21 protein-coding genes are annotated in these 22,152 nt (G+C 66.7%); all 21 read left to right on the top strand.

All coding sequences use genetic code 11. From position 1 onward, the window contains the following. Positions 1 to 27 precede the first annotated feature (27 nt). Entirely contained in the window at positions 28 to 555 is a 528-nt protein-coding gene (locus RCH12_RS17050) for a hypothetical protein (RefSeq protein WP_241993224.1), read from the top strand. 2 nt (positions 556 to 557) lie between these two features. Next, entirely contained in the window at positions 558 to 1,268 is a 711-nt protein-coding gene (locus RCH12_RS17045) for a hypothetical protein (protein ID WP_327017661.1), read from the top strand. Positions 1,269 to 1,382: 114 nt separating this feature from the next. Further along, the gene (locus RCH12_RS17040) at positions 1,383 to 2,378 is read left to right on the top strand and encodes a hypothetical protein (RefSeq protein ID WP_327017660.1); all 996 of its coding nucleotides are present in this window, start codon (positions 1,383 to 1,385) and stop codon (positions 2,376 to 2,378) included. Between the two features lie 27 nt (positions 2,379 to 2,405). After that, complete coding sequence (locus RCH12_RS17035) at positions 2,406 to 2,894, top strand: hypothetical protein (RefSeq protein WP_088457208.1); 489 nt, start codon at positions 2,406 to 2,408, stop codon at positions 2,892 to 2,894. A gap of 42 nt (positions 2,895 to 2,936) precedes the next feature. Next, entirely contained in the window at positions 2,937 to 7,412 is a 4,476-nt protein-coding gene (locus RCH12_RS17030; protein WP_327017659.1) for an FtsK/SpoIIIE domain-containing protein, read from the top strand. Positions 7,413 to 7,606: 194 nt separating this feature from the next. After that, positions 7,607 to 7,921 (top strand): hypothetical protein, encoded by a 315-nt coding sequence (locus RCH12_RS17025; protein WP_088457206.1) that lies wholly within the window; start codon positions 7,607 to 7,609, stop codon positions 7,919 to 7,921. Positions 7,922 to 7,988: 67 nt separating this feature from the next. Further along, complete coding sequence (locus RCH12_RS17020) at positions 7,989 to 9,320, top strand: hypothetical protein (RefSeq protein WP_327017658.1); 1,332 nt, start codon at positions 7,989 to 7,991, stop codon at positions 9,318 to 9,320. A 4-nt stretch (positions 9,321 to 9,324) separates the two neighbouring features. After that, on the top strand, positions 9,325 to 9,963 hold the full coding sequence (locus tag RCH12_RS17015; protein ID WP_088457204.1) for a hypothetical protein: 639 nt from the start codon (positions 9,325 to 9,327) through the stop codon (positions 9,961 to 9,963). Beyond that, the gene (locus tag RCH12_RS17010) at positions 9,960 to 10,550 is read left to right on the top strand and encodes a hypothetical protein (protein ID WP_327017657.1); all 591 of its coding nucleotides are present in this window, start codon (positions 9,960 to 9,962) and stop codon (positions 10,548 to 10,550) included. Before RCH12_RS17015 ends, RCH12_RS17010 begins: the two co-directional genes overlap by 4 nt. Beyond that, positions 10,547 to 11,413: a hypothetical protein gene (locus tag RCH12_RS17005; protein ID WP_103429973.1), complete on the top strand. Its 867-nt coding sequence runs from the start codon at positions 10,547 to 10,549 to the stop codon at positions 11,411 to 11,413. The genes RCH12_RS17010 and RCH12_RS17005 overlap by 4 nt, the downstream gene beginning before the upstream one ends. Positions 11,414 to 11,698: 285 nt before the next feature. Continuing rightward, a complete protein-coding gene (locus tag RCH12_RS17000) occupies positions 11,699 to 11,995 on the top strand; it encodes a WXG100 family type VII secretion target (protein WP_088457201.1) in 297 nt (98 codons plus the stop codon). Positions 11,996 to 12,107: 112 nt separating this feature from the next. Then, positions 12,108 to 12,596, top strand: coding sequence for a hypothetical protein (locus RCH12_RS16995; RefSeq protein WP_327017656.1), 489 nt, complete (start codon positions 12,108 to 12,110; stop codon positions 12,594 to 12,596). Positions 12,597 to 12,598: 2 nt separating this feature from the next. Then, positions 12,599 to 13,552 (top strand): hypothetical protein, encoded by a 954-nt coding sequence (locus RCH12_RS16990; protein ID WP_327017655.1) that lies wholly within the window; start codon positions 12,599 to 12,601, stop codon positions 13,550 to 13,552. Then, the gene (locus tag RCH12_RS16985) at positions 13,545 to 15,266 is read left to right on the top strand and encodes a hypothetical protein (RefSeq protein WP_327017654.1); all 1,722 of its coding nucleotides are present in this window, start codon (positions 13,545 to 13,547) and stop codon (positions 15,264 to 15,266) included. The genes RCH12_RS16990 and RCH12_RS16985 overlap by 8 nt, the downstream gene beginning before the upstream one ends. A 17-nt stretch (positions 15,267 to 15,283) precedes the next feature. Next, positions 15,284 to 15,796 (top strand): hypothetical protein, encoded by a 513-nt coding sequence (locus RCH12_RS16980; RefSeq protein WP_327017653.1) that lies wholly within the window; start codon positions 15,284 to 15,286, stop codon positions 15,794 to 15,796. Positions 15,797 to 15,856: 60 nt separating this feature from the next. Next, positions 15,857 to 16,498, top strand: a complete 642-nt coding sequence (locus RCH12_RS16975) for a YitT family protein (RefSeq protein ID WP_327017652.1) — start codon at positions 15,857 to 15,859, stop codon at positions 16,496 to 16,498. An 82-nt stretch (positions 16,499 to 16,580) separates the two neighbouring features. Next, positions 16,581 to 17,222, top strand: a complete 642-nt coding sequence (locus RCH12_RS16970) for a spermidine/putrescine ABC transporter substrate-binding protein (RefSeq protein ID WP_103429968.1) — start codon at positions 16,581 to 16,583, stop codon at positions 17,220 to 17,222. Between the two features lie 336 nt (positions 17,223 to 17,558). Further along, positions 17,559 to 17,933: a 30S ribosomal protein S12 gene (gene rpsL, locus RCH12_RS16965; RefSeq protein WP_055811472.1), complete on the top strand. Its 375-nt coding sequence runs from the start codon at positions 17,559 to 17,561 to the stop codon at positions 17,931 to 17,933. Further along, positions 17,933 to 18,403 (top strand): 30S ribosomal protein S7, encoded by a 471-nt coding sequence (gene rpsG, locus RCH12_RS16960; protein WP_066597688.1) that lies wholly within the window; start codon positions 17,933 to 17,935, stop codon positions 18,401 to 18,403. The genes rpsL and rpsG overlap by 1 nt, the downstream gene beginning before the upstream one ends. Before the next feature lie 102 nt (positions 18,404 to 18,505). Further along, positions 18,506 to 20,620: an elongation factor G gene (fusA, locus tag RCH12_RS16955; protein ID WP_088457195.1), complete on the top strand. Its 2,115-nt coding sequence runs from the start codon at positions 18,506 to 18,508 to the stop codon at positions 20,618 to 20,620. A 126-nt stretch (positions 20,621 to 20,746) separates the two neighbouring features. Continuing rightward, entirely contained in the window at positions 20,747 to 21,940 is a 1,194-nt protein-coding gene (gene tuf / locus RCH12_RS16950; RefSeq protein WP_088457194.1) for an elongation factor Tu, read from the top strand. Positions 21,941 to 22,152 lie beyond the last annotated feature (212 nt).

Genomic DNA, 22,152 nt, shown 5'->3' with positions numbered 1-22,152 from the left:
CAGCTGGGACTCGCTGTCATTGGAGTAGTGGCTATCGTGGTCGTGGGAACGGCGGCATCGTTCGCAGTAGCCCTGCAGGCGCAGGCTCAACTGACGAGCGAGCAGGCACTGACTCCGGCGCTCCTGGAAAAGCAGTACGAGTTCATTGAGGTGCGCACGGTACAACGTGAAGTTGATTTGATCGAGGCTGCCCAGCAGGTGGGCGCCTCGACCGAGATCGACTGGAAAGAGTACCTCCAGGGCGTACAGGCCATTCTGCCGGCCAGTGTGACGATAAATTCAGTTGCCGTCGACTCCGCGACACCACTGACGAGATATGTCCAGCCCACCGCACCGCTGCAGGGCGCACGAGTTGCTACGGTCACCTTCACCGCCACTAGTTCCACCCTTCCCGACGTGCCGACTTGGCTGGACTCCCTAGCGACACTTCCCGGGTTCGCCGACGCTCTACCTGGGTCGGTGACCCGTGACGATGCTGGGGTCTACACCGCCGAAGTCACCATGCACATTAATGACGCCGCGTTTGCGCACCGCTTCGTCACCGAGGGGGAGTAACTGTGGATAGAAACAAGCTTTGGATGATCGGGTCCGTCCTTGTCATGGTCATCGTGATGGTTGTCGGTGTTTTGCTGGGCATCCAACCCCAGTTGGCCGCCAAGGCAGCTGCCGATGAGCAGCGCAAATCAGTGGCAGCCTCTAACGCGAGCCAGGCCACGGTTCTTGCCCAGCTTGAGAAGGATTTCGAGGGACTGGACGACCTGAAGGACGACCTGGAGCCGCTGCAAGACTCAGTGCCGAACACAACCGAGATGCCCGCGTTCGTCAAGCAGCTGGGCGCTCTTGCTGAACGAAGCCAGGTCGTCCTGACTGGATTTACCGTGTCCGATGCAGTGCCCTATGCGCCAGTCGAGGTTGTCGCCGCCGCCGAGGATGCGGGTGAAACGCCAGAGCCCAGCGCAACAGGAAAGGCACCGACCAACGGCGCAGTCGATGCCCCTTTAGCCGGCGTGCCCCCTGTGACGAGTGCTCAGATTACGGCCGGCAACTTCGTTTCCCTCACTGTGACCGTGACGGTCAACGGCAGCTACGGAGACGCCCTCGAATTTGTCAATGGTCTGCAGACCGGTGAGCGACTCGTCCTCGTGTCGGGCGTCACCACCACTGCCGAGACGGTAGAGGAGGGTGAATCGAATGTCACCGCCCTCATCACCGGACTCGTCTACGTGCTCCTGCCTGACGCGGCCACTGAAGCGACCCCGGCTGACTGATTCTCACCGCGGCAGGTTAACCGCCGCGCGCCCCGCGCTTCCGTCGACTTGACCCCCGTAATTGCTACAGTTGCAGCACAGAGCTACGGCCACGAGGCTCACGAGGAGTGCAGCATGACCGACACCACGCCCCCCGAGGGCAACAAGAACCACAACCCGGATGCGCCCACCGAGCACATCTACGACGACCAGAACCCGGAGCCCACCACCGTGGCCGACCCGAGCAAGACCGTCGACCAGCCTGTGCGCGAACCGGTGGCCGAGACCTCGACGCCGGAGCCTGCCTACGTTCCCGGCGAGCCGATCGACTACGAGCCGGCCACCCCGGTGACGGTCAACGCGTCGGAGGCGCAGACCGAAAAGGTCGAACGCCTCACCGCCGAGCCCACCCCGGCCGAGGTCGCCCGCGATGAAGCAGCTGCGGAGCAGAAGAACTACACGCCCACCTACGTGCCCACCCCGGCAGCCGCGACGGTCCCCGCCGCAGCCGCGCAGCCCACCGTGCAGCCGCCGGTGCAGCAGCAGACCCAGCAGTTCTCGCAGAGCCCGGTGTACGTCACCGCGCCCACCCCGCCCAAGACCCTGGGCAACCGGGCCGCCGGCATCCTCATCGGCCTGATTGCCACCGCGGTCTTCGCCGGCGTCTATGCGGTCATCGCGTTCTTCATCTCCGCCGCCAACGCCGCCACCGTCGCCGACGCCACCACCCGGTTCACCGACTTCCTGGTGCTGCCGGTCTTCTACGTGCCGGTGATCTTCTTCTTCCTCGCCTTCGCGCTGCTGGTCGCGGTGCTCAACCGTGCCGGCTGGTGGGCCTACGTGCTCGGCGGCTTCCTTGTCGCCGTGGTCGTGTACTTCTCCTACATCGGCGGCGCCCTGCTCGCCGTGCAGGCGTGGAACCTGACCCCCGCCGAAGCGGCCCGCTTCGTGAGCACTCAGTGGTTGAACCCCGGCGCCATCGCCGCGGCCGTCGTGGCCCGCGAGGTGCCCATCTGGTTCGGCGCCTGGATCGCCCGCCGCGGCCGCAGCATCACCGCGAAGAACATCGCCGCCAAGGCCGAATACGAGCGTCAGCTCGCCGAAGGACCGCAGCTCGCCCGTCCGGTCTAACCGCTGGCAGTGCGGGGGGAGCACAGAATGCGCGATTACCAGAAATATGCGACCGTCGTCGCGGTTTTCGCGACCGTGCTTTACGCCGCACTGCTCGTGGCCGCGTTCGGCCTGATCAGCCTGGCCACCAACCTCGAGGTCATCGCCGACAGGTCGGCCGGCACCCTGGTGGGCCCCACCATGACGGCCGTCGCCGTGCTGCTGGTGCTGCTCATGCTGATCGTTCTCGGCGTCAACACCCCACCCGACAAGCAACGCGTCGTGGTGGGGTTTGCTGTTGCCACCGGCATCGCCGCGTACGGCCTGTTCATCGTCACCGGAGCCATCCTCGTGGCCGCCGGCAACGGCCAACCCTTGGGCGTGCTGCTGTTCGCCGGCAGCATGCTCGCCAGCCCGTTCGCCCTCACCGTGGGTGCGCTGGCCTTTCTCGTCGCGCTCGTCTACTCGATCCTGCTGGCCTCGCACTACGGCGAGCACGGCCGGCCGCTCTGGCCGTGGGAGCGCCGCGGCGAATAGCACGTCACCCCGCACCGCCAGCTCTACTGACATAGGAACTGAATGCGCCTCAAGCTCACCCTGGTTCGCCCCAACGGCGCCGCCAGCGACATCATCGTCACCGCGGATGCGGCAGCCACGATCTCCGAAATCGCCGGCACCATCAGCCGGGTCGACGCGCAGACCACGCACTCACCGGACCGGTTCCTCACCCTGCGGGCAACGCTGCCCGGCCAGAGCGTGCCACTCACCCTGCCGCCGGACGGACCGGTGGGGGAGGCCTGGATCGGCTCCGGCGCATCCGTGAGCCTCGCCGACGCCGGTGTGCTCTACCAGGCCCCGTCAACGCTGACGGCGCAGCCGGTAGCCCAACTCAAGGTGCTCTCCGGGCCGGATGAAGGCCGCGAGTTCCCGCTGGCGCCCGGCAGCCTGCTGGTGGGCCGCGACGCCGCCTGCGACATCGTGCTGCACGACAGCCTGGTATCGAAGAAGCACGTGCGGCTGGAGATCGGCGAGGCCGTGGAGGTCATCGACCTCGGCAGCGCCAACGGGGTCGTCGTGGACGGCGGCATCGTGGGCCGGCTGCGCATTGCCAAGACCGAACGGATGCTGCTCGGCGACTCCGAGGTGGAGATCAGTCTGGTCGCCGGCGCCGCGCCCGAAAGCGCGCCCAAACCCGGCCCGATCTTCTTCAACCGGTCGCCCAAGGTGGAGAAACGCTACATCGGCCAGGAGTTCGTCTCCCCGGAGGTGCCCACCGAGAAGGAGGACGCACCGTTCCCGCTGCTGGCGATGATCACCCCGCTGCTGCTGGGCGGGGCGATGTTCGCGCTCACCAAGAGCCCCACCACCCTGCTGTTCTGTCTGCTCTCCCCGGTCATGCTGATCGGCAACTTCTTCACCACCAAGGGCCGTGACAAACGCCGGATGGCCAAGGCCGTGGCCAAGTTCAGCGCCAGGCTCGAGGTCCTCACCAATCGGCTGGCCACCGAACGGGTCATCGAGCACGAGCTGCGGCTCAAGGAGTCGCCCTCCACTCTGGAAGCACACGAGCACGCCATGAACCGGGGGCCGATGCTCTGGACCCGCCGTCCCGAACACTGGTCGTTCCTGAACGTGCGGCTCGGCTGCGGCACCATGAACTCCCGCAACACCATCTCCGACTCCAGCCGCGGCGACATGCTGCCGGAGTTCGAGGAGAAGCTCACCGAAGTCATCAACGCCAATCGCACCCTCGACGGCGTGCCGCTGATCGACAACCTCTACGACTCCGGCGCACTCGGAATCGCCGGCTCACCCGCCCAGGCGATGGGCTCGATCAACTCGATCCTGGTGCAGCTCACCGCACTGCACTCACCGGCCGAACTTGTCGTCGCCTCCCTGGTCACGCCCCGCTGGTCCCGTGAGCTGGAATGGCTCAAGTGGATGCCCCACACTTCCTCCCCGCACAGCCCCATTGAAGGAAGCCACCTCGCCGACAGTGCCGCCAGTGCCAGCGCGGTGCTTTCCGGCATCGAGGGTGTTGTGGAGCAGCGCCTCGCCCAGGCCAAGGCCAGCCGCCGCGGCGCCATGGTGCAAACGGATGCCGCGCTCGAGCGCGGCGGCGAGGTCGGCGCATCCGGCACCAAGGAGGGCACCAAGTCGGCCATCCCCGCGATTGTGCTGCTGATCTCCGACGACGTGGCCATCGACCGGGCCCGGCTCGTGCAGCTCGCCGAAATCGCCGCCGACGCCGGCGTGTACCCCATCTGGATCGGCCCGACCGTGGCGGCACTGCCCGCCGTCTGCCGTACCTACCTACACCTGGGCGACCAACCCGGCATCGCCACCGTCGGTTTCGTGCGCCTGGGCGAGACCATCGACAACGTCGTCACCGAGCAGGTCGACTCCGCCGCCGCCCTCGAATTCGCCAAGCGGATGGCCCCGGTCATCGACGCCGGCGCCCTCGTCGCCGACGCCAGCGACCTGCCCCGCACCGTGTCGCTGGTCACCCTGCTCGGCCACGACATGGTCGAGACCAGCGCCGCGGTCATCGACCGGTGGCAGCAGAACACCTCCATCCACGACCGAAGCGGCGGCACCCCCAAACCGCGCCGGGCCGGCAAGCTGCGCGCCATCATCGGCTCCGCCGGTGTCGACGCCATGCACCTGGACCTCCGCACCCAGGGCCCGCACGCCCTCGTCGGCGGCACCACCGGCGCCGGCAAGAGCGAGTTCCTGCAGGCCTGGGTGCTCGGCATGGCCGCCGAGTACAGCCCCGACCGGGTCACCTTCCTGTTCGTGGACTACAAGGGCGGCTCGGCCTTCGCCGACTGCGTCACCCTGCCGCACTGCGTGGGCCTGGTCACCGACCTCAGCCCGCACCTGGTGCGCCGCGCGCTCACCAGCCTGCGCGCCGAACTGCACCACCGCGAGCACCTGCTCAACCGCAAGAAGGCCAAGGACCTGCTCGAGCTGGAGAAGCGCGGCGACCCCGACAGCCCGCCCGCCCTGGTGCTGGTGATCGACGAGTTCGCCGCCCTGGCCACCGAGGTGCCCGAGTTCGTCGACGGTGTCGTCGACATCGCCCAGCGCGGCCGGTCGCTCGGCATCCACCTGATCATGGCCACCCAGCGTCCCGCCGGCGTGATCAAGGACAACCTGCGCGCCAACACCCCGCTGCGCATCGCCCTGCGGATGGCCGACGAGTCCGACAGCACCGACGTGATCGGCACCAAGGAATCCGCCCACTTCGACCCGGCCATCCCCGGCCGCGGCGTCGCCAAGACCGGCCCCGGCCGGCTCGCCCAGTTCCAGTCCGCCTACGCCGGCGGCTGGACCAGCCGCGAACCCGAGCGGGCCGGCATCGACGTGCACGAGCTGCGGTTCGGCGCGGAAAGCCGTTGGGAGGAGCCGCGAGCGGTCGACTACGTCGACGGGGACCGCGACCTCGGCCCCACCGACCAGCAACGCCTGGTCACCACCATCATCGGCGCCAACGCCGCCACCGGCATCCCCGCGCCCCGCCGGCCGTGGCTCGACGAACTCGCCGGCGCCTACGACCTCAGCCTGCTGCGGCAGCGCACGGATGCCGAACTCCTTCTCGGCGTCTCCGACATCGCCGAGCAGCAGCAGCAGGTCTCCGCGTACTTCCGGCCCGACATCGACGGTCACATCTCCATCTTCGGCACCGGCGGCTCCGGCAAGTCCGCGGTGCTGCGCACCCTCGCCTGCGCGGCCGCGATCACCCCGCGCGGTGGCCCGGTGCACGTGTACGGGCTCGACTTCGGTGCCGGCAGCCTGCGCATGCTCGAGCAGCTGCCGCACGTCGGTTCGATCATCATGGGTGAGGACGTCGAACGGGTCGTGCGGTTGTTCCGCACCCTGCAGGGTGAAATCGACCGCCGCAAGGCGCTGTACGCCGAGGCGAACGCGTCGAACATCACCGAGTACCGTCAGCTGGCCAACCAGCCGGCCGAGCCGCGCATCCTGCTGCTCATCGACGGGTTCCCCAACTTCCGCAACGACTTCGAGATCGCGGCCGGCCGCGCGCAGTGGTTCGACGTGTTCAAGGATATCCTCTCCGACGGCCGCCAGCTGGGCATGCACGTGGCGATCACCGCCGACCGGGCCGGCGCGGTGCCCGCGTCGATCTCCTCCGCGATCCAGCGCAAGGTGGTACTGCGCCTGGCCGACGACGGTTACGGCATGCTCGACGTGCCCGGCGACATCCTGAGCATCAAGTCGCCGGCCGGCCGCGCCATTGTGGACGGCTTCGAAACCCAGATCGCCATCCTCGGCGGCTTGTCGGCGCAGTCCGCGCAGTCGGCCGCCACCAAGCGGCTCGCCGACGCCATGCGCCGTGCCGGCGTGGCCGAGGCGCCGTCGATCGGGGCGCTGCCCAAGGAGTTCCCGCAGGCGCAGCTGCCCGCCCGGATCGGCGACCGGGTGGTGCTCGGCCTTGGCGACATCGACCTGGGCCCGGCCGGCTTCGAGCCCAGCGGCACCCTGCTACTGGCGGGCCCGCCGGCCAGCGGCCGCAGCACCGCCATCGAATCGATCGCGCTGGCGTTCAAACGGTTCGAACCGGATGCGCGCCTGTACTACTTCGGCAACGCCCGCTCGCCGATCTCCCGGCTGGGTTTGTGGACCGAGGCCGCGACCACGGTGGACGCCATCGCGGCGTTGGCCAAGGACCTTGCGGCGGCGGTCGCCGACCCCGACACCGAGGGCCGCATCGCGGTGTTCGTCGAGAGTCTGGGCGACTTCCTGCAGACGCCCGCCGACGGCGGCATCCTCGAACTCACCCGGGCGGTCAAACGCAGCGATCACTTCTTGCTCGCCGAGGCCGAGACCAGCGCCTGGAACTCGTCCTGGCCGCTGTTCGGGGAGATCAAGAACGCCCGCCGCGGACTGCTGCTGCAGCCCGAATCGGTCGAGGGCGACATCCTGCTGAAGACCGCTCTGCCGCGGATGAACCGGGCGGAGTTCCCGCCCGGCCGCGGCGTGCTGATCGCTAAGGGCAACTTCGTGCGGGTGCAGCTCCCGCTGCTCTCGTGACCTTCTGTTCCCGAAGCGGACATTTGCGTCCGGCACGCCGGCCGTAAATGTCCGCATGGGCAACAGTTCGCGTCATGGGGACCGCTGCCCATCGAACCCGTTCACCGGGTTCGGTACTGTTCTAACAGGCAGCCGGCCCACGCGCATCCGTCGCAACGAGGCCGGTCAAGCCGAACACTTAGGGGGAACCGATCATGAGTGATCTCATCATCAACCTGGAGCTGCTTCATCAGCTGCGGGACGACCTGGACGCCGTTGTGAAGGAGTTCACCAACGCCGACGACTTCAGCGACGACGTGGCCATTGCCACCGGTCACGAGAACCTCGGTGACCACGTCAGCGATTTCGCACACAAGTGGAACGACAAGCGCAAAGCCATGACCGAGGCGGTCGAGGGTCTGCGCAAGAAGATCGAGGGCATCACCGACGGGTTCACCCAGGTGGATGACGGCCTCGCGAAAGCCCTGACCGACGCCACTCCGCCGCTGCAGACCGCCACCCCCCTGTGACCCACCCCATGCCGTCCGCCTGCCCGGCCACCCCGAGATCTTCCCGCAGCCTGCCGAAGGAATCATCATGACCGACACCGAATTCCGTGCCCTCGAGGGTGACCCCGACCTGGTGCGCACCAAGGCGCAGCACTACGCCGAGATCGCCAACGCCATCGCCCGGTCGGTGACCACCCTCAACTCGATCAAGTCGGTGGAGGGCATGACGTCCAAAGCCATCGACGCGATCCGCGAAGAGGCGGGCAACGTCGCCGACGACATCGGCAAGGCCAAGGACCGGTACGCCGGCACCGCTCAGGCCCTGATCACCTACTCGGCGCAGCTGCGCCTGGCGCAGGATGCCGCGACCACCGCCATTGCGCACATCGACGACAAGGAAACCGCCGCCGACACCGCCGGTCGCACAGCCACCCGCACCGCCGCCACGGCCGAGAGCGCCACCCCGGAGTCCAGCGCCACCGACACCGCCGCCGCCGACAAGGCCGAGGATGCCGCCGAAGCGGCCGGCCAGGCGCTGCAGGCGGCCCAGGCGGAATGGCACTCGGCCCTCGCGATCAAGAACCAGGCGGCCGAGTCGGCGATCACGGCCATCCTCGAGGTCGTCGAGGGCAAGAAGAGCCAGGACCTCAACGACACCTGGTGGGACGACTGGGGCGCCAAGGCGCTCGACATCCTCAAGACCATCTGCGACTGGGCCGGCGTGTTCGCCGTCTTCCTGGCCTGGGTGCCCATCCTCGGCCAGGTGCTGATGGTGCTCGCAGCCGTCGGCGCGGTGCTCACCCTCATCGAGGCCACCATCGCGGCCGTCAACGGCGACGGCAGCTGGTGGGCAGTCGCCGGCGCCGCGGTCGGTGCGGTGATGTCGATCTTCGGTGGCAAGATCTTCTCCGTGGGCGCGAAGTACGTGCGTGCCTCGATGATCACCAAGGCCGCCGCCAGGCTCGACGGCGCCCCGGCATTGACCCGCCAGCTCAGCGGGGTCGGCCGGCACAGCAAGGCGTTCATGAGCATCGACGACGCCGCGAAGGTGGTCAGCAAGCCGTTCAAGGATTCGGTGCTCGGGGCCTTCAAGAAGGACCTGGTTCCCGATGGTGCGCCCGTCAAAGCGATGGAGATGTTCAAGGAGGCGGCGAAGAAAGCCCTGCCGACCCTCGACGATTTCACGCCCTCCAGTCTGCTGAGCCTGAACGACGACCTGATGGACTTCTACCGGATGGCCGGCAAGGCGCCGCAGATCCTCGATACGCCGCTCGTCGTGCAGGGTGTCTCCCTCACGGTGGTGCAGATGCACACCTCGGTCACGGCCGTGCAGAGCCTGATGGAAAACCCGATCGACCCGTTCCTCGGCGAGTACGCGCCTCTGGTGCACCAGGTCGAGAAGACCTTCGGGAGAGACTAGACCGATGACATTTCGCAATTCGCCTTCCACCAGGGACATTGTCGACCTCAGCGTTGACGCCGACGCCACCTGGTATCCAGTTCCGCTCGACCGGTCTGAACAGCTGCTCTGGGGTGAGACCCTGGCCGCCGAGGTGACCGGGGCCGGAAGCAGCCGGCGCACGCTAGGCAGTCAGCTCGAAGCGCTGCAGATCCGGCTCATCGGCATCGGCAACCCGCGGATGAGCTGTGCCGTCTGGATCCCGTACCCCGAAACGGGCCGGGCGTCCAGCGCGCTGGCCTTCCAGCTCAACGACCTGCCCGCCGGCACCTCCGAAGCGGCCGCTGACAGCTACCTCGCCGAGCTTCGCGCCGACGAGGGCCGCCGTACACCCGGCATCGAATACCTGAGCGTCACCACCTGGGAGGGTGAGGTCGCGGCCGGTCCGTTCGTCGCCGCGCACAACCTCATCGCCCTGCGCAACCCGGGCGACGACGAAGCCGTCATTGAGGAACGCACGGTCTTCGCCGTCTTCCCGCCCGGCGCCGCGCAGATGGTGCAGCTGGTCTTCTCCGCCGAGAGTGTCGGCGCGTTCGTCAACATGCCCCGACAGACCGAAGAGGTTGTCGCGGCCCTGCGCATCGAACTGGAGGCGACCGCGTGACCCGCAAGGTAGTCAGCCCTGACCAGACCTTTTCGATCATCCTGCCCGGGACCTGGGCGGTCATCCCGTTGCAAGACGAAGTGGCCATGACCAAGCGCATCGTGGCCCTGGTGAAGAAACAGGTCGGCGGCGGTGACCGTGCGGCCCGCCTGCGCCGGCAGACCCGCGACGAGTTCGTGAAGACGGCCCAGCAGGCCCGGGATGCCGGCGCCATTTCGTTCGCTCTGTCGATGGAACTTTTGCCCGGCGTGCCGTTTCCCGCCGCGATGATCACCACTGTGGAGACCTGGCCGGTATCGGCATCCGCAGAGCTGGACCCGGCCGACCGGCTGCGGGCCATGGTGCCCGATGCCGTGGTGCTCGAGCAGCGCAGCGGCCTGGTGGCCCGGCAGGCCGAAAGCGCCCGGCAGCGGGTGGGCCAGGAAACGGTGCCGTCGCTGCGGGCCACCTATTGGCTGCCGAGGCCACAGACCGACGATTTGCTGCGCATCACGATCTCCGCGCCCATGGTCGACGATGCCGACCTCTTCACCGAACTGTTCGACGCGATCGTTGATTCGATCACCTGGAAGGCCGAGACCCTATGACCCAGAGCACCACCACGCCCGAAGCCACGACCGGTCGCAACACCCGCGGACTGTTCCTGCTCTCGACCGGGGTGGTGTTCGCCATCGCGGCGGTGGTGATGCTCTTCATCACCGTGGTCGGTATCTCCACCTTGCAGTCCGACGCGTTAGCCCGAATCAACGAGCAGAACCTGTCGTACCGGGCCGAGTTCGGTTTCGTCGAGCGGGAGCTCTCGGTGCTCTCCGCCATGACCGCGGTCCCGGCCATGCTGCTGATCGTCGCCATGTGCTTCCTCATTCCGGGCTACCTGCGTCGACGCGGCGTGATCGCCGAACGTGACACCACCTTCTGGCGCGGCGGGTCCCACACCGCCAAGTACAAGCCGCTGCCGCTGGGCCTGCACGCGGCGTGGGCACTGCTGCCGTTGGCCGCCTGGGTGCTGCTCGTCGTGATTCCGCTGCGCAACCTCATCGGCGGTACCGCCTGGCCGGCAGGTCTGAAGGACGAGAACTCCTCGGCGGTATGGATGCTGTTGGCCGCATACGGCGGTCTGGCCGCGGCGCTGTTCGCGGCGATCGTGGTGTCGCTGATCAAGAAGGTCGTCTACACCGCGCGTGTTGCCCGGCACCCGGAGGCCGTAGACGGCAGCGCCGGTAAGGGTCTCTGGCGTTGGGTGACCTTCCGCTGGCGCTTCGACCTGTGGCTGGCCGGACTCGGCGGGGCCTTCGTGGGCCTGTGCTGGATCGCCCTCGGCTTCGACGACACCCCGTTCTTCGTCACCACCCTGGTAATCGGCCTGGCCCTGCTGGCAGCTGGCCTGCTGCTCGCGGTGAACTACTGGCGTGCCGGCGAGCCCCTGGGCGCGGGCGAGTCCTACTCCTAACCCGGGTCTTCACCTCGCGCCGTCCGTTGGCCGACGCCGTCGAACGCAAAGGCGGAGATCCTCGGCCGGGGTCGGCGTGTCGTGGCGTGCAGCCCGGCGTTTCCCGAATAACTCCGCCCCTATTGACGGATGCGGCTCACCTCGGTCGTGTCGGTCGGCCAGCGACGGGGGAGAGCATGGGGAGTGCTGCCCATTCCGCATTGCGACCTGGGTTCGTTAGGTTGTACATAGTCGGTCGGCCTGAGGGGGTTGGCCCCGAACTACTAATAAGAGGAGCAGTAACTCATGGCGAATATGAACGTAACTTACGGCGAGATGAACGATGCGTCGCGCAGCCTGATCGCTGGCAAGGACGACCTCACCGCCAAGCTGTCCCAGCTGCAGAGCCTGGTCAACAACCTCGTCGCCGGTGGCTTCGTCACCGACGCCGCGTCGGGCGCCTTCCACACCTCGTACGAGCAGTTCACCAAGGGCACCACCGAGGCCGTCAACGGCCTCCAGGGCATGTCGGAGTTCCTCACCCGGGCGGCCACCGCCCTGGAGAACGTCGACAGCGAGCTCGCCCGCGGCATCGGCGGCTAATTTACGCTTCTTCAGACCAAAGGCGTGACCGGATTCCGGTCACGCCTTTGGTCAATCCGCACCGCCCCAAGCCACAAGCCCAACCCCGAGCAGCCAACCCCAGGGAGACCGCATGTACGGCGATATGGCGGCACTCGGCCGGCAGTCCACCGAGCTGCGCACCCTGGCGGAGGACACCCGCACTAGGGCCACCACGCTGCGCTCCGCCGTGGGAACCACCTGGGTATCGTCCGCCGCGGCGACCTTCATCGACCAGCTCGGCCAGCGGGCCAACAACCTCGACGCCTCCGCCACCTCGCTCGACGAGGCGGCCGACGCGATCGACGCACACATCCGTTCTGTCGAAGCCGTGAAACAGGCCATCGTCGAAGCCGAACAGTGGATTTCGGAGCGCTGGAACGATGCCGCCCGGCTGGTGGGAAACACCGTCGAGGTGATCACCGAGGGCGCCGAGAACGTCTTCGAGTTCTTCGGCACCGAGGTGCCCCGCGCGCTCGTGAGCGAAGCCGACGAACTTATCCGCACGGTGCGGGAACTGCCGACCCCGGGCTCGCCCGGCTGGCTCGACCTGGCCGACACCTTCCACCGACGGGGCTGGTAACCATGGCTTTTTCCACCGCACCCACCTCCCCGGCCACGCCGGCCCGGTTCGGCCTCACCGCCGACCAGCTGCACCTGCTGCAGAGCCGCTGCCCCGACCTCACCCTGCCGGCCGAGTTCTACTCCGCCTGGGCCGCCGAGGTGCCCGAGATCGAACGCACCGAGCGGATGCTCGTCGCCGAACTCGGTCTCATCGACCAGGGCCTGCTGCGCGCGGCGCCCACCGACACCCCCACCGCAGCCCCCATCGACACCCACTCCGACACCTTCGCGGCCCGGGTGCACCCGGCCGTGCTCGGCTTCCTCGGCCTGTTCACCGAACCCGCCCTGCTCCTGGCCGTGCACTCCTGGGGCGGCGGCCGCACCATCGCGCAAACCATCGCCGTGCGGGCCGGCTTCGCCGCCTCCCTGGTGCGCGGCCAACGACTCGACGACCACGGCAGCCATCCCGCCAACGAAGACGCCGTGGAACTCTCCGCGTTCCCCGTTTCGGCCCTGATCGGCGAAACGCTGCGCTCGCTCGTGCGCCTCGAACCGAAAAACCACCCACGGCCCCCGCAGGGCAGGCCCGCCGCCGCCGTCGTGCTACCGCTGACCCTGGCGCAGGGCATGATCGGCGCCATCCGCACCGGCAACCCCGAGATCATCCACGCCGCCGCGCTCGAGGTGGGGCTGCCGCAGGCCGAACACGTCCTCGAAGGACCTGCGTTCGGCATCGACGCCGGCTACAGCGTCGCGGCGACCTCTCTCACCGGCGACAGCCTGGCCGTGCACTGGTTCCGCAGCACGACCGGCTGGTTCCAGATGAGCGCCGACACCCCACTGGTGGGCCGCATCGAGTCCACCGTCGACTTCGTCGACTCCAGCCGGGTGCGCATCGAGACCACCGGCCCGGCCGCGATCACCGGCCAGGTCACCACCGCCATCGGCTCGCTTCTCGGGGTGCTCCGTGGCTGAGCCCACGTTCACCGTGTCCGGGGGAGCGGGCGGCATCGGCGCGAATCTCGACGACATGCGCACCGAATCCGGGCACCTCGCCGCGATGGCCCAGCAGCTCGTGGACCAGGCCCTCACCGCGGCCGGCATCGCCGTGGACGGCGACCTGCTGGCCTCCGCCATCCTCTCGCCGATCACCGCGGCGGCGGCCGAGCAGCAGATCGTATTCGCCACCGGCCAGATGCTTCTCTTCGCCACCGAGGCCGGCGTCACCGCGGTGTTCCTGGCCGGCGCCGTGGATGCCTACGAGGCGGTTGACCGCAGCCTCTCGATCCTGGCCGACGCGGCCGCGAACACCACCACCTTTTTCATCGGGGTGATGGCCGTGCCGCTGGCCGTGGGCCTCGCCGCCGTGGCCGCCGCCGATGTAGCCCTGGTCTACGTGGCCGGGTACGGCGGTGAAGCGCTCGAGTCGCTCGGTGAGGGCCTAAACGAGACCCTGGCCGACCCGTGGAAACTCGCCCTACCCGGGGTCTTCCTGGGTAGCCTGGCAGCGAACACCGTCGACGCCTACGACTCCGACGAGGCTCAGGAGACCGTGGCCGGCACTCTCGCCGACCAGCTGGCCCAGCTCAACGAGCTGGCGGGGGAGAACGCCTGGGCCGTCGACCTGATCGCCCAGGGCGCCCCTGGGCTCCTCGCCGGTCTCACCCTGCCGCTCGCACTGGTCCTGGGTCCGGCTCGCACCCGGCTGGCGTTGACGGCGCTCACCGGGGTGCCGTGGCCGCCCACCAGCTACGAACAGGCCCTGCAGGCCATCATCGGCGGCGGCAACAAGGCCGGCCTCTTCGACGACGGTCCGCTACTCACCCGCGACGACCTGATCAACCCGCCGGAAATCATCGGTCCGGATGTCGCCACCCCCACCAGCCTCGAGGGACTGTTCGCCGGGTCGGCGCAGATCGACAAGTACGACACCTCCGCCGCGGGCGACGAGGACGCGCTGGCGCGCATCCGAATCACCGAGGTGCCCGGCAACCCGCCGAGTTTCATCGTGCAGGTGCCCAGCACCCAGGTGTGGGACCCGGCCGCCGGCAGCACCCCGAACGACGTCACCGCAGACACCCACGCCATGCTGGCCCAGCAGACGGCGCTCTCCAGCGCCGTGGATGCGGCGATGCGGGAGGCCGGCATCACCAACGAGAATCCCGTGATGATCCAGGGCTTCAGCCTGGGCGGGATCGTCGCCGGGCAGATGGCGGCCGACCCGAGCCTGAACTACAACTTCACCCACGTCGTCACCGGGGGATCACCCGTCGCCAACTTCGACATCCCCAGCGACGTGCAGGTGCTCTCGCTCGAATTCGACGAAGACCCGGTGGCCAAGCTCGACGGCCACAACAACCCCGACGCCGCGAACTGGACCACCGTGCAGGCGCCTGCCCCGTCGCTGCCGGGCGACAACGGTGTTCCGGTCGGTATCGCCGGCGAACAGGGCGCCCACAACGCCGAACGGTACGCGATCACGGCCGGCGAGGTCGAGGGCTCCTCCGATCCCAGCATCGCCGCGTGGACCGACTCCGCGGCGGGGTACTTCCCGAACGCGGGCGACAAGCTCGAAGTGACGATGAGCACCGACCCCGAAACCCACATCACCACGACCACGACAACCAACACCGAAACCGGTGCGGTCGTGTCCGAAACCACCGACTACGGAGCGCAACGCCAACCATGAACGGCCAGAACCGATCGTTGACGACCCGCCGAACGGCTCTGCTCGTCGTCGCAACCCTGATTGCGGTGACGCTGGGCGGATGCGTCGCCGTCGGCAGGTCCGGCCAGCCCGCGTCCACGTCTCCGAACGACCCGGCATCCGACAGCCGGACGACGGCGCAGGTCACCGACGAGCTGGGCCAGCTGCCCGGAGTGAGCGCCGCGTTCGTGTCGACCGGGCCGGTGGGGCTGCCCAACCAACTGGAACTGACCGTCGGGCTCAACCTCGACGCCGGTTACCCGGGGGACGTGCCCGCCCTGCTGGACTACACGCTCGCCATGGCCTGGTCCGCAACCGTTGAGCAACCCACCACCACGGCGGCCGTGGCATTCCGGGACGGGGATTCGGCACTGGATCTGGCTCCGGCCGCAGCTGCCCTCGGCTGGACGGGCATGGCCGGCCCCACCCTCGCCGTTTCCATGGACGAGATGGCCGACCGGTACGGTCCCTGGCCCGGCCCGGTGCCGGAGAAGCCGGCCGCGCTGGGCTGACCCCACGGCTCGATACCATGGCGTAATGACTTGTGCCATTTTCACCCCCGAGCTGCGCGCGTGACGCGCACCGGTTCTGTACCCATCGTCGACCCGTCCGAGCGTCCGCAGCGGGTGCCGCACTCCCGGTTCGAGAACGTAATGGCGCTGTTCATCGGCACCTTCGCCGTCTCGTTCGGGCTGTACCTGCTCAAGGAGGTCGGCGTGGCCACCGGCGGCACCGCCGGCATCGCGCTGTTGGCCAGCTACGTCACCAGCTGGTCGTTCGGAGTGTGGTTTGTGCTGGTCAACCTGCCGTTCTTCGCGCTGGCGATCTGGCGGATGGGCTGGCGCTTCACCGTGAAGACCCTCATCGCCGTGGTGCTGGTCTCGGTTTTCTCCGAGGTGCACCCGCTGCTGCTGGAGATTCAGCACATCGACCCGATCTACGCCACGCTGCTGGGCAGCCTGTTGGCCGGCATCGGTCTCATCGTGTTGTTCAGGCACCAGGCCAGCCTGGGCGGGGTCAACATCCTCGCGCTGTACCTGCAGAAGAGCCGCGGATGGCGCGCCGGCTACGTGCAGCTCGTCGTCGACGTGCTGATCGTGCTCGCCGCTTTCGCGACGCTGCCGTTGCCGATGGTGCTGCTCTCGGTGGTGGGTGCGGTCATCCTCAACATGATCATCGCCATGAACCACCGCCCCGACCGCTACTTCGGCTGACCAGCCCGCTCGGCCCGGTCCGCTGGTTGAGCTTGTCGAAACCTGGTGACTCCGGGGCCGGCAGCGACTAAACTTGACAGCCATGGATGCATCCATCGAGTCGCGGGTCGACCGCGAGGTCGAGGCCTGGTTGCGTTGGGTTCCGCGGTGGCGGCCCGGCACGCACCGGGCACGCTCCAGACTCTGCCAACATTGCTTCGGCTCCCCGGTGCTGCGCGCCGCCGGACTCGACACCGATGTGCCACACGCGGTGCAGCACCCGCTCTCAATGCGTATGAAGACGCTCGTCGACGACGAGGTGGAGACGTACACCGCGCAGAGCCTGCCGCTCCTCAACCGCGAGCTGGGCCTCATCGAACTGCGCCGTGCCGCGCAGGCGTACCGGCCGCTCGAGGGACTCGAGCCGGAGTTCGACGGCATCGACCTCGACCCGCCCGCCGAGCCGGGCTCTCCGTACCTGTTCACCTTCGAAGAGTTCGTACAGCCCCTCACCGCCGATGATCCCGAGCTCGTGCCGCCGCCGCTGAGCATCGAGGAAAAGGCGGGCCTGCGGGTGGAGATGCGACTGGCGGATGACTACGCCACCCTGGTGGGCAAGCGGGTCTGCGCCGACCTGCGCGGGCACCGTACCGAGCTGCAGCAGGCCATCGCCGCGTTCGTGGAACCACAGGTGCAGGCGCTGCTGGCCGATCTGGGCAGCACGCTGGACCCGCACGGTACGTGAGTGGATCGGCTTGCGGGGTCTCGACAGGCTCGACCGACGGGGCTCGCTTGACCCGCCACCCCGGCGGGGTTTAGAATTATCCGGTGTGCGCTTTGTCGTGCGCTTCAGTTATGCCGCTTCGTTGTCTGACATCGGGTTGCACTTCAGACGCCCCGACACTCCACGCAAACAGGGTTTGCTCTCCGAGCGGCCCCCACGGCATACCCACCAGAACGACCGGAAGCAATTCCGTGATGTCCGGAGGGTCCAGATGAACTCGATGAGTACTGAGAAGTGCGATTCGAATGCTTTGACATCAGTCAGCTGTCACCGTGCAGCAAAAACAAGGAGTTATTAGTGCCCACCATTCAGCAGTTGGTGCGAAAGGGACGCAGCCCCAAGGTCACCAAGACCAAGGCTCCCGCCCTGAAGTCCAACCCCCAGCAGCGCGGCGTTTGCACGCGTGTGTACACGACCACCCCGAAGAAGCCGAACTCGGCTCTCCGCAAGGTTGCTCGCGTCAAGCTGTCCAACGGTACCGAGGTCACCGCCTACATCCCCGGTGAAGGCCACAACCTGCAGGAGCACTCGATGGTGCTCGTTCGCGGTGGTCGTGTTAAGGACCTCCCCGGTGTTCGTTACAAGATCGTTCGTGGCGCCCTGGACACCCAGGCAGTCAAGAACCGCAAGCAGGCTCGTAGCCGCTACGGCGCCAAGATGGAGAAGAAGTAATGCCTCGTAAAGGCCCAGCGCCCAAGCGTCCCGTTATCGCTGACCCGGTATACGGCGCCCCCATTGTTAGCCAGCTGGTCAACAAGATCCTCCTCGACGGCAAAAAGGGCCTCGCCGAGCGCATCGTTTACGATGCACTCGAAGGCGTCGTTGCCAAGAACGGTGCGGATGCTGTTGTCACGCTGAAGAAGGCACTCGACAACGTGCGTCCGACCCTCGAGGTGCGTTCGCGCCGCGTCGGTGGTTCCACCTACCAGGTGCCCGTCGAAGTCAAGCCGCACCGTGCGAACACTCTCGCGCTGCGTTGGTTGACCAGCTACGCCAAGGCGCGTCGCGAGAAGACCATGACCGAGCGTCTCACCAACGAGATCCTCGACGCGTCCAACGGCCTCGGCGCCGCTGTGAAGCGTCGTGAGGACACTCACAAGATGGCTGAAGCGAACAAGGCTTTCGCTCACTACCGCTGGTAGTCGTCCACGCCGGTCGAGCCTGCCGGGACCACGGTCTCGGCAAGCTCGACCGGCGCAAGGCCTGTTCAACCTCATCTATCACAAAACTTCCGGAGGACACCCGTGGCACTTGACGTGCTCACCGACCTGAGCAAGGTCCGCAACATCGGCATCATGGCCCACATTGATGCCGGCAAGACCACCACGACCGAGCGCATCCTGTTTTACACGGGTGTGAACCACAAGATCGGTGAGACGCACGATGGCGCCTCCACGATGGACTGGATGGCACAGGAGCAGGAACGTGGCATCACGATCACGTCCGCTGCTACGACGTGCTTCTGGGCCGGCAACCAGATCAACATCATCGACACCCCCGGCCACGTGGACTTCACCGTCGAGGTGGAGCGTTCGCTCCGCGTCCTCGATGGCGCTGTCGCCGTGTTCGACGGCAAGGAGGGCGTTGAGCCCCAGTCCGAAACCGTCTGGCGCCAGGCCGACAAGTACGACGTGCCCCGCATTTGCTTCGTCAACAAGATGGACAAGCTCGGCGCCGACTTCTACTACACCGTCGACACCATCATCAAGCGCCTCGGCGCCAAGCCGCTGGTCATCCAGCTGCCGATCGGTGAAGAGTCGAACTTCGAAGGGGTCGTTGACCTCGTCGAGATGCGCGCGCTGACCTGGCGCGGCGACTCCAAGGGTGACGTCGAGATGGGCTCCAAGTACGCCATCGAAGAGATCCCCGCCGACCTCGTCGAGAAGGCTGCGGAATACCGCAAGCTGCTCCTCGAGACCGTCGCCGAGACCGACGACGAGCTCATGGAGAAGTACTTCTCCGGCGAAGAGCTCACCGTGTCCGAGATCAAGCACGCGATCCGCAAGCTCACGGTCGCCAGCGAGATCTACCCGGTCCTCTGCGGTTCCGCGTTCAAGAACCGTGGTGTGCAGCCGATGCTGGATGCCGTTGTCGACTACCTGCCGACGCCGCTCGACGTTCCCGCCATTGAGGCGCACGACGCACGCGACGAAGAAAAGGTTGTCATGCTGCACCCGAACGCGGACGAGCCCTTCGCGGCTCTGGCGTTCAAGGTTGCGGTGCACCCGTTCTTCGGTCGCCTCACCTACGTGCGCGTCTACTCCGGTCGCATCGAATCCGGCGCCCAGATCATCAACTCCACCAAGGGCAAGAAGGAGCGCATCGGGAAGATCTTCCAGATGCACGCCAACAAGGAGAACCCGGTCGGTTTCGTTACCGCTGGTCACATCTACGCGGTCATCGGCCTCAAGGACACGACCACCGGCGACACCCTGTGCGACCCTGCCCAGCAGGTCGTACTCGAGTCGATGACGTTCCCTGACCCGGTTATCGAAGTTGCCATCGAGCCCAAGACCAAGCAGGACCAGGAAAAGCTGGGTCTCGCGATCCAGAAGCTGGCCGAAGAAGACCCCACTTTCCGTACCGAGCAGAACCAGGAAACTGGTCAGACGGTCATCAAGGGAATGGGCGAGCTTCACCTGGACATCCTCGTCGACCGCATGAAGCGTGAATTCAACGTTGAGGCGAACGTCGGCAAGCCCCAGGTTGCTTACCGCGAGACGATCAAGAAGGCCGTCGAGCGTCACGACTACACGCACAAGAAGCAGACCGGTGGATCCGGCCAGTTCGCGAAGATTCAGTTCGCGATCGAGCCGCTTGAAATCACTGCCGACAAGTCGTACGAGTTCGTGAACAAGGTCACCGGTGGCCGTATCCCGCGTGAGTACATCCCTTCGGTTGACGCCGGAATCCAGGATGCCCTCAACGTGGGTGTGCTCGCCGGCTACCCGATGGTCGGCGTCAAGGCGAGCCTGCTTGACGGTGCCGCTCACGACGTCGACTCCTCGGAGATGGCGTTCAAGATTGCCGGATCGATGGGCTTCAAGGAAGCCGTTCGTAAGGCAAACCCGGTTCTTCTCGAGCCGTTGATGGCCGTCGAGGTGCGCACCCCTGAGGAATACATGGGTGACGTCATCGGAGACCTCAACTCTCGCCGTGGCCAGATCCAGACCATGGAGGACGCACAGGGCGTGAAGGTTATCCGCGCACACGTTCCGCTGTCGGAGATGTTCGGTTACATCGGCGACCTGAGGTCCAAGACCTCGGGCCGCGCGGTGTACTCGATGACTTTCGAGAGCTACCAGGAGGTCCCGAAGGCTGTTGCCGACGAGATCATCCAGAAGAACAAGGGCGAATAACCCACCGGCCTTCGGGCCGAATCGCTTAGGCCTCCTGGCCCGAGTAACATAAGTACACAAATCCAGCAGTTCCACCGGGCGTAAACCAACGTCCGGTGGAGCCGAGAGTCCTGAGGAGGACCCACAGTGGCCAAGGCCAAGTTCGAGCGGACCAAGCCGCACGTAAACATCGGAACGATCGGTCACGTTGACCACGGAAAGACCACGCTGACGGCAGCTATCTCGAAGGTCCTTGCCGACACGTTCCCTTCCAAGACCAACGTTCAGCGCGACTTCGCGTCGATCGACTCCGCTCCCGAAGAGCGCCAGCGCGGCATCACGATCAACATCTCGCATGTTGAGTACGAGACCGAGAAGCGTCACTACGCACACGTTGACGCTCCGGGCCACGCTGACTACATCAAGAACATGATCACCGGTGCTGCTCAGATGGACGGCGCGATCCTCGTGGTTGCCGCTACTGACGGCCCGATGGCTCAGACCCGTGAGCACGTTCTTCTCGCCAAGCAGGTCGGCGTGCCGTCCCTGCTCGTCGCGCTGAACAAGTCCGACGCGGTCGACGACGAAGAGATCCTTGAGCTCGTTGAGCTCGAGGTTCGTGAACTGCTCTCCAGCCAGGGCTTCGATGGCGACAACGCCCCCGTCGTTCAGGTTTCCGCCCTCAAGGCGCTCGAGGGTGACCCCAAGTGGGTTGCAAAGATCCTCGAGCTCATGCAGGCAGTGGATGACTACTTCCCGGAGCCCGTCCGCGACAAGGACAAGCCCTTCCTGATGCCGATCGAGGACGTCTTCACGATCACCGGTCGTGGAACCGTTGTCACCGGCCGCGCCGAGCGTGGAACCCTCAAGATCAACTCCGAGGTCGAGGTCGTCGGCATCCGCCCGACCATCAAGACCACGGTCACTGGTATCGAGATGTTCCACAAGCAGCTCGACGAGGCATGGGCCGGCGAGAACTGTGGTCTTCTTCTTCGTGGCACCAAGCGCGAAGACGTTGAGCGCGGTCAGGTTGTCGTCAAGCCGGGTTCGGTTACGCCGCACACCGACTTCGAGGGCACCGCGTACATCCTGTCAAAGGATGAGGGTGGGCGTCACAACCCGTTCTACGCGAACTACCGCCCGCAGTTCTACTTCCGCACCACGGACGTCACCGGCGTCATCACGCTGCCCGAGGGCACCGAGATGGTCATGCCTGGCGACACCGTGGAAATGACTGTCGCGCTGATCCAGCCGATCGCCATGGAAGAGGGCCTCGGCTTCGCTATCCGTGAAGGTGGCCGCACCGTCGGCGCCGGAACCGTCATCAAGGTTCTCAAGTAATTCAGTAGACCTGCTCACTCGCTGAGCTAGTCAACAACAGGGTCGGTCCTTCGGGACCGGCCCTTTTGTCGTCCCCGGCCGCCCCTGGGTCGAGCGCGTTGCCCTGGCCGAGCGCGTTCCGTTGGTCGAGCTTGTCAGTGATGATGGATGTGGGGTCGGGTTGGTCTGACTCAGAGCTTGTCCGACGCCTTGGCTGTCTTTGTCTCGATGCG

The sequence above is a fragment of the Cryobacterium sp. MP_3.1 genome, from assembly GCF_035984795.1.
In the GTDB taxonomy this organism is placed as follows: Bacteria; Actinomycetota; Actinomycetes; order Actinomycetales; family Microbacteriaceae; genus Cryobacterium; species Cryobacterium zongtaii.
Note: the sequence above shows the minus strand (reverse complement) of the source record. Positions and strands in the feature narration are given on the sequence as shown.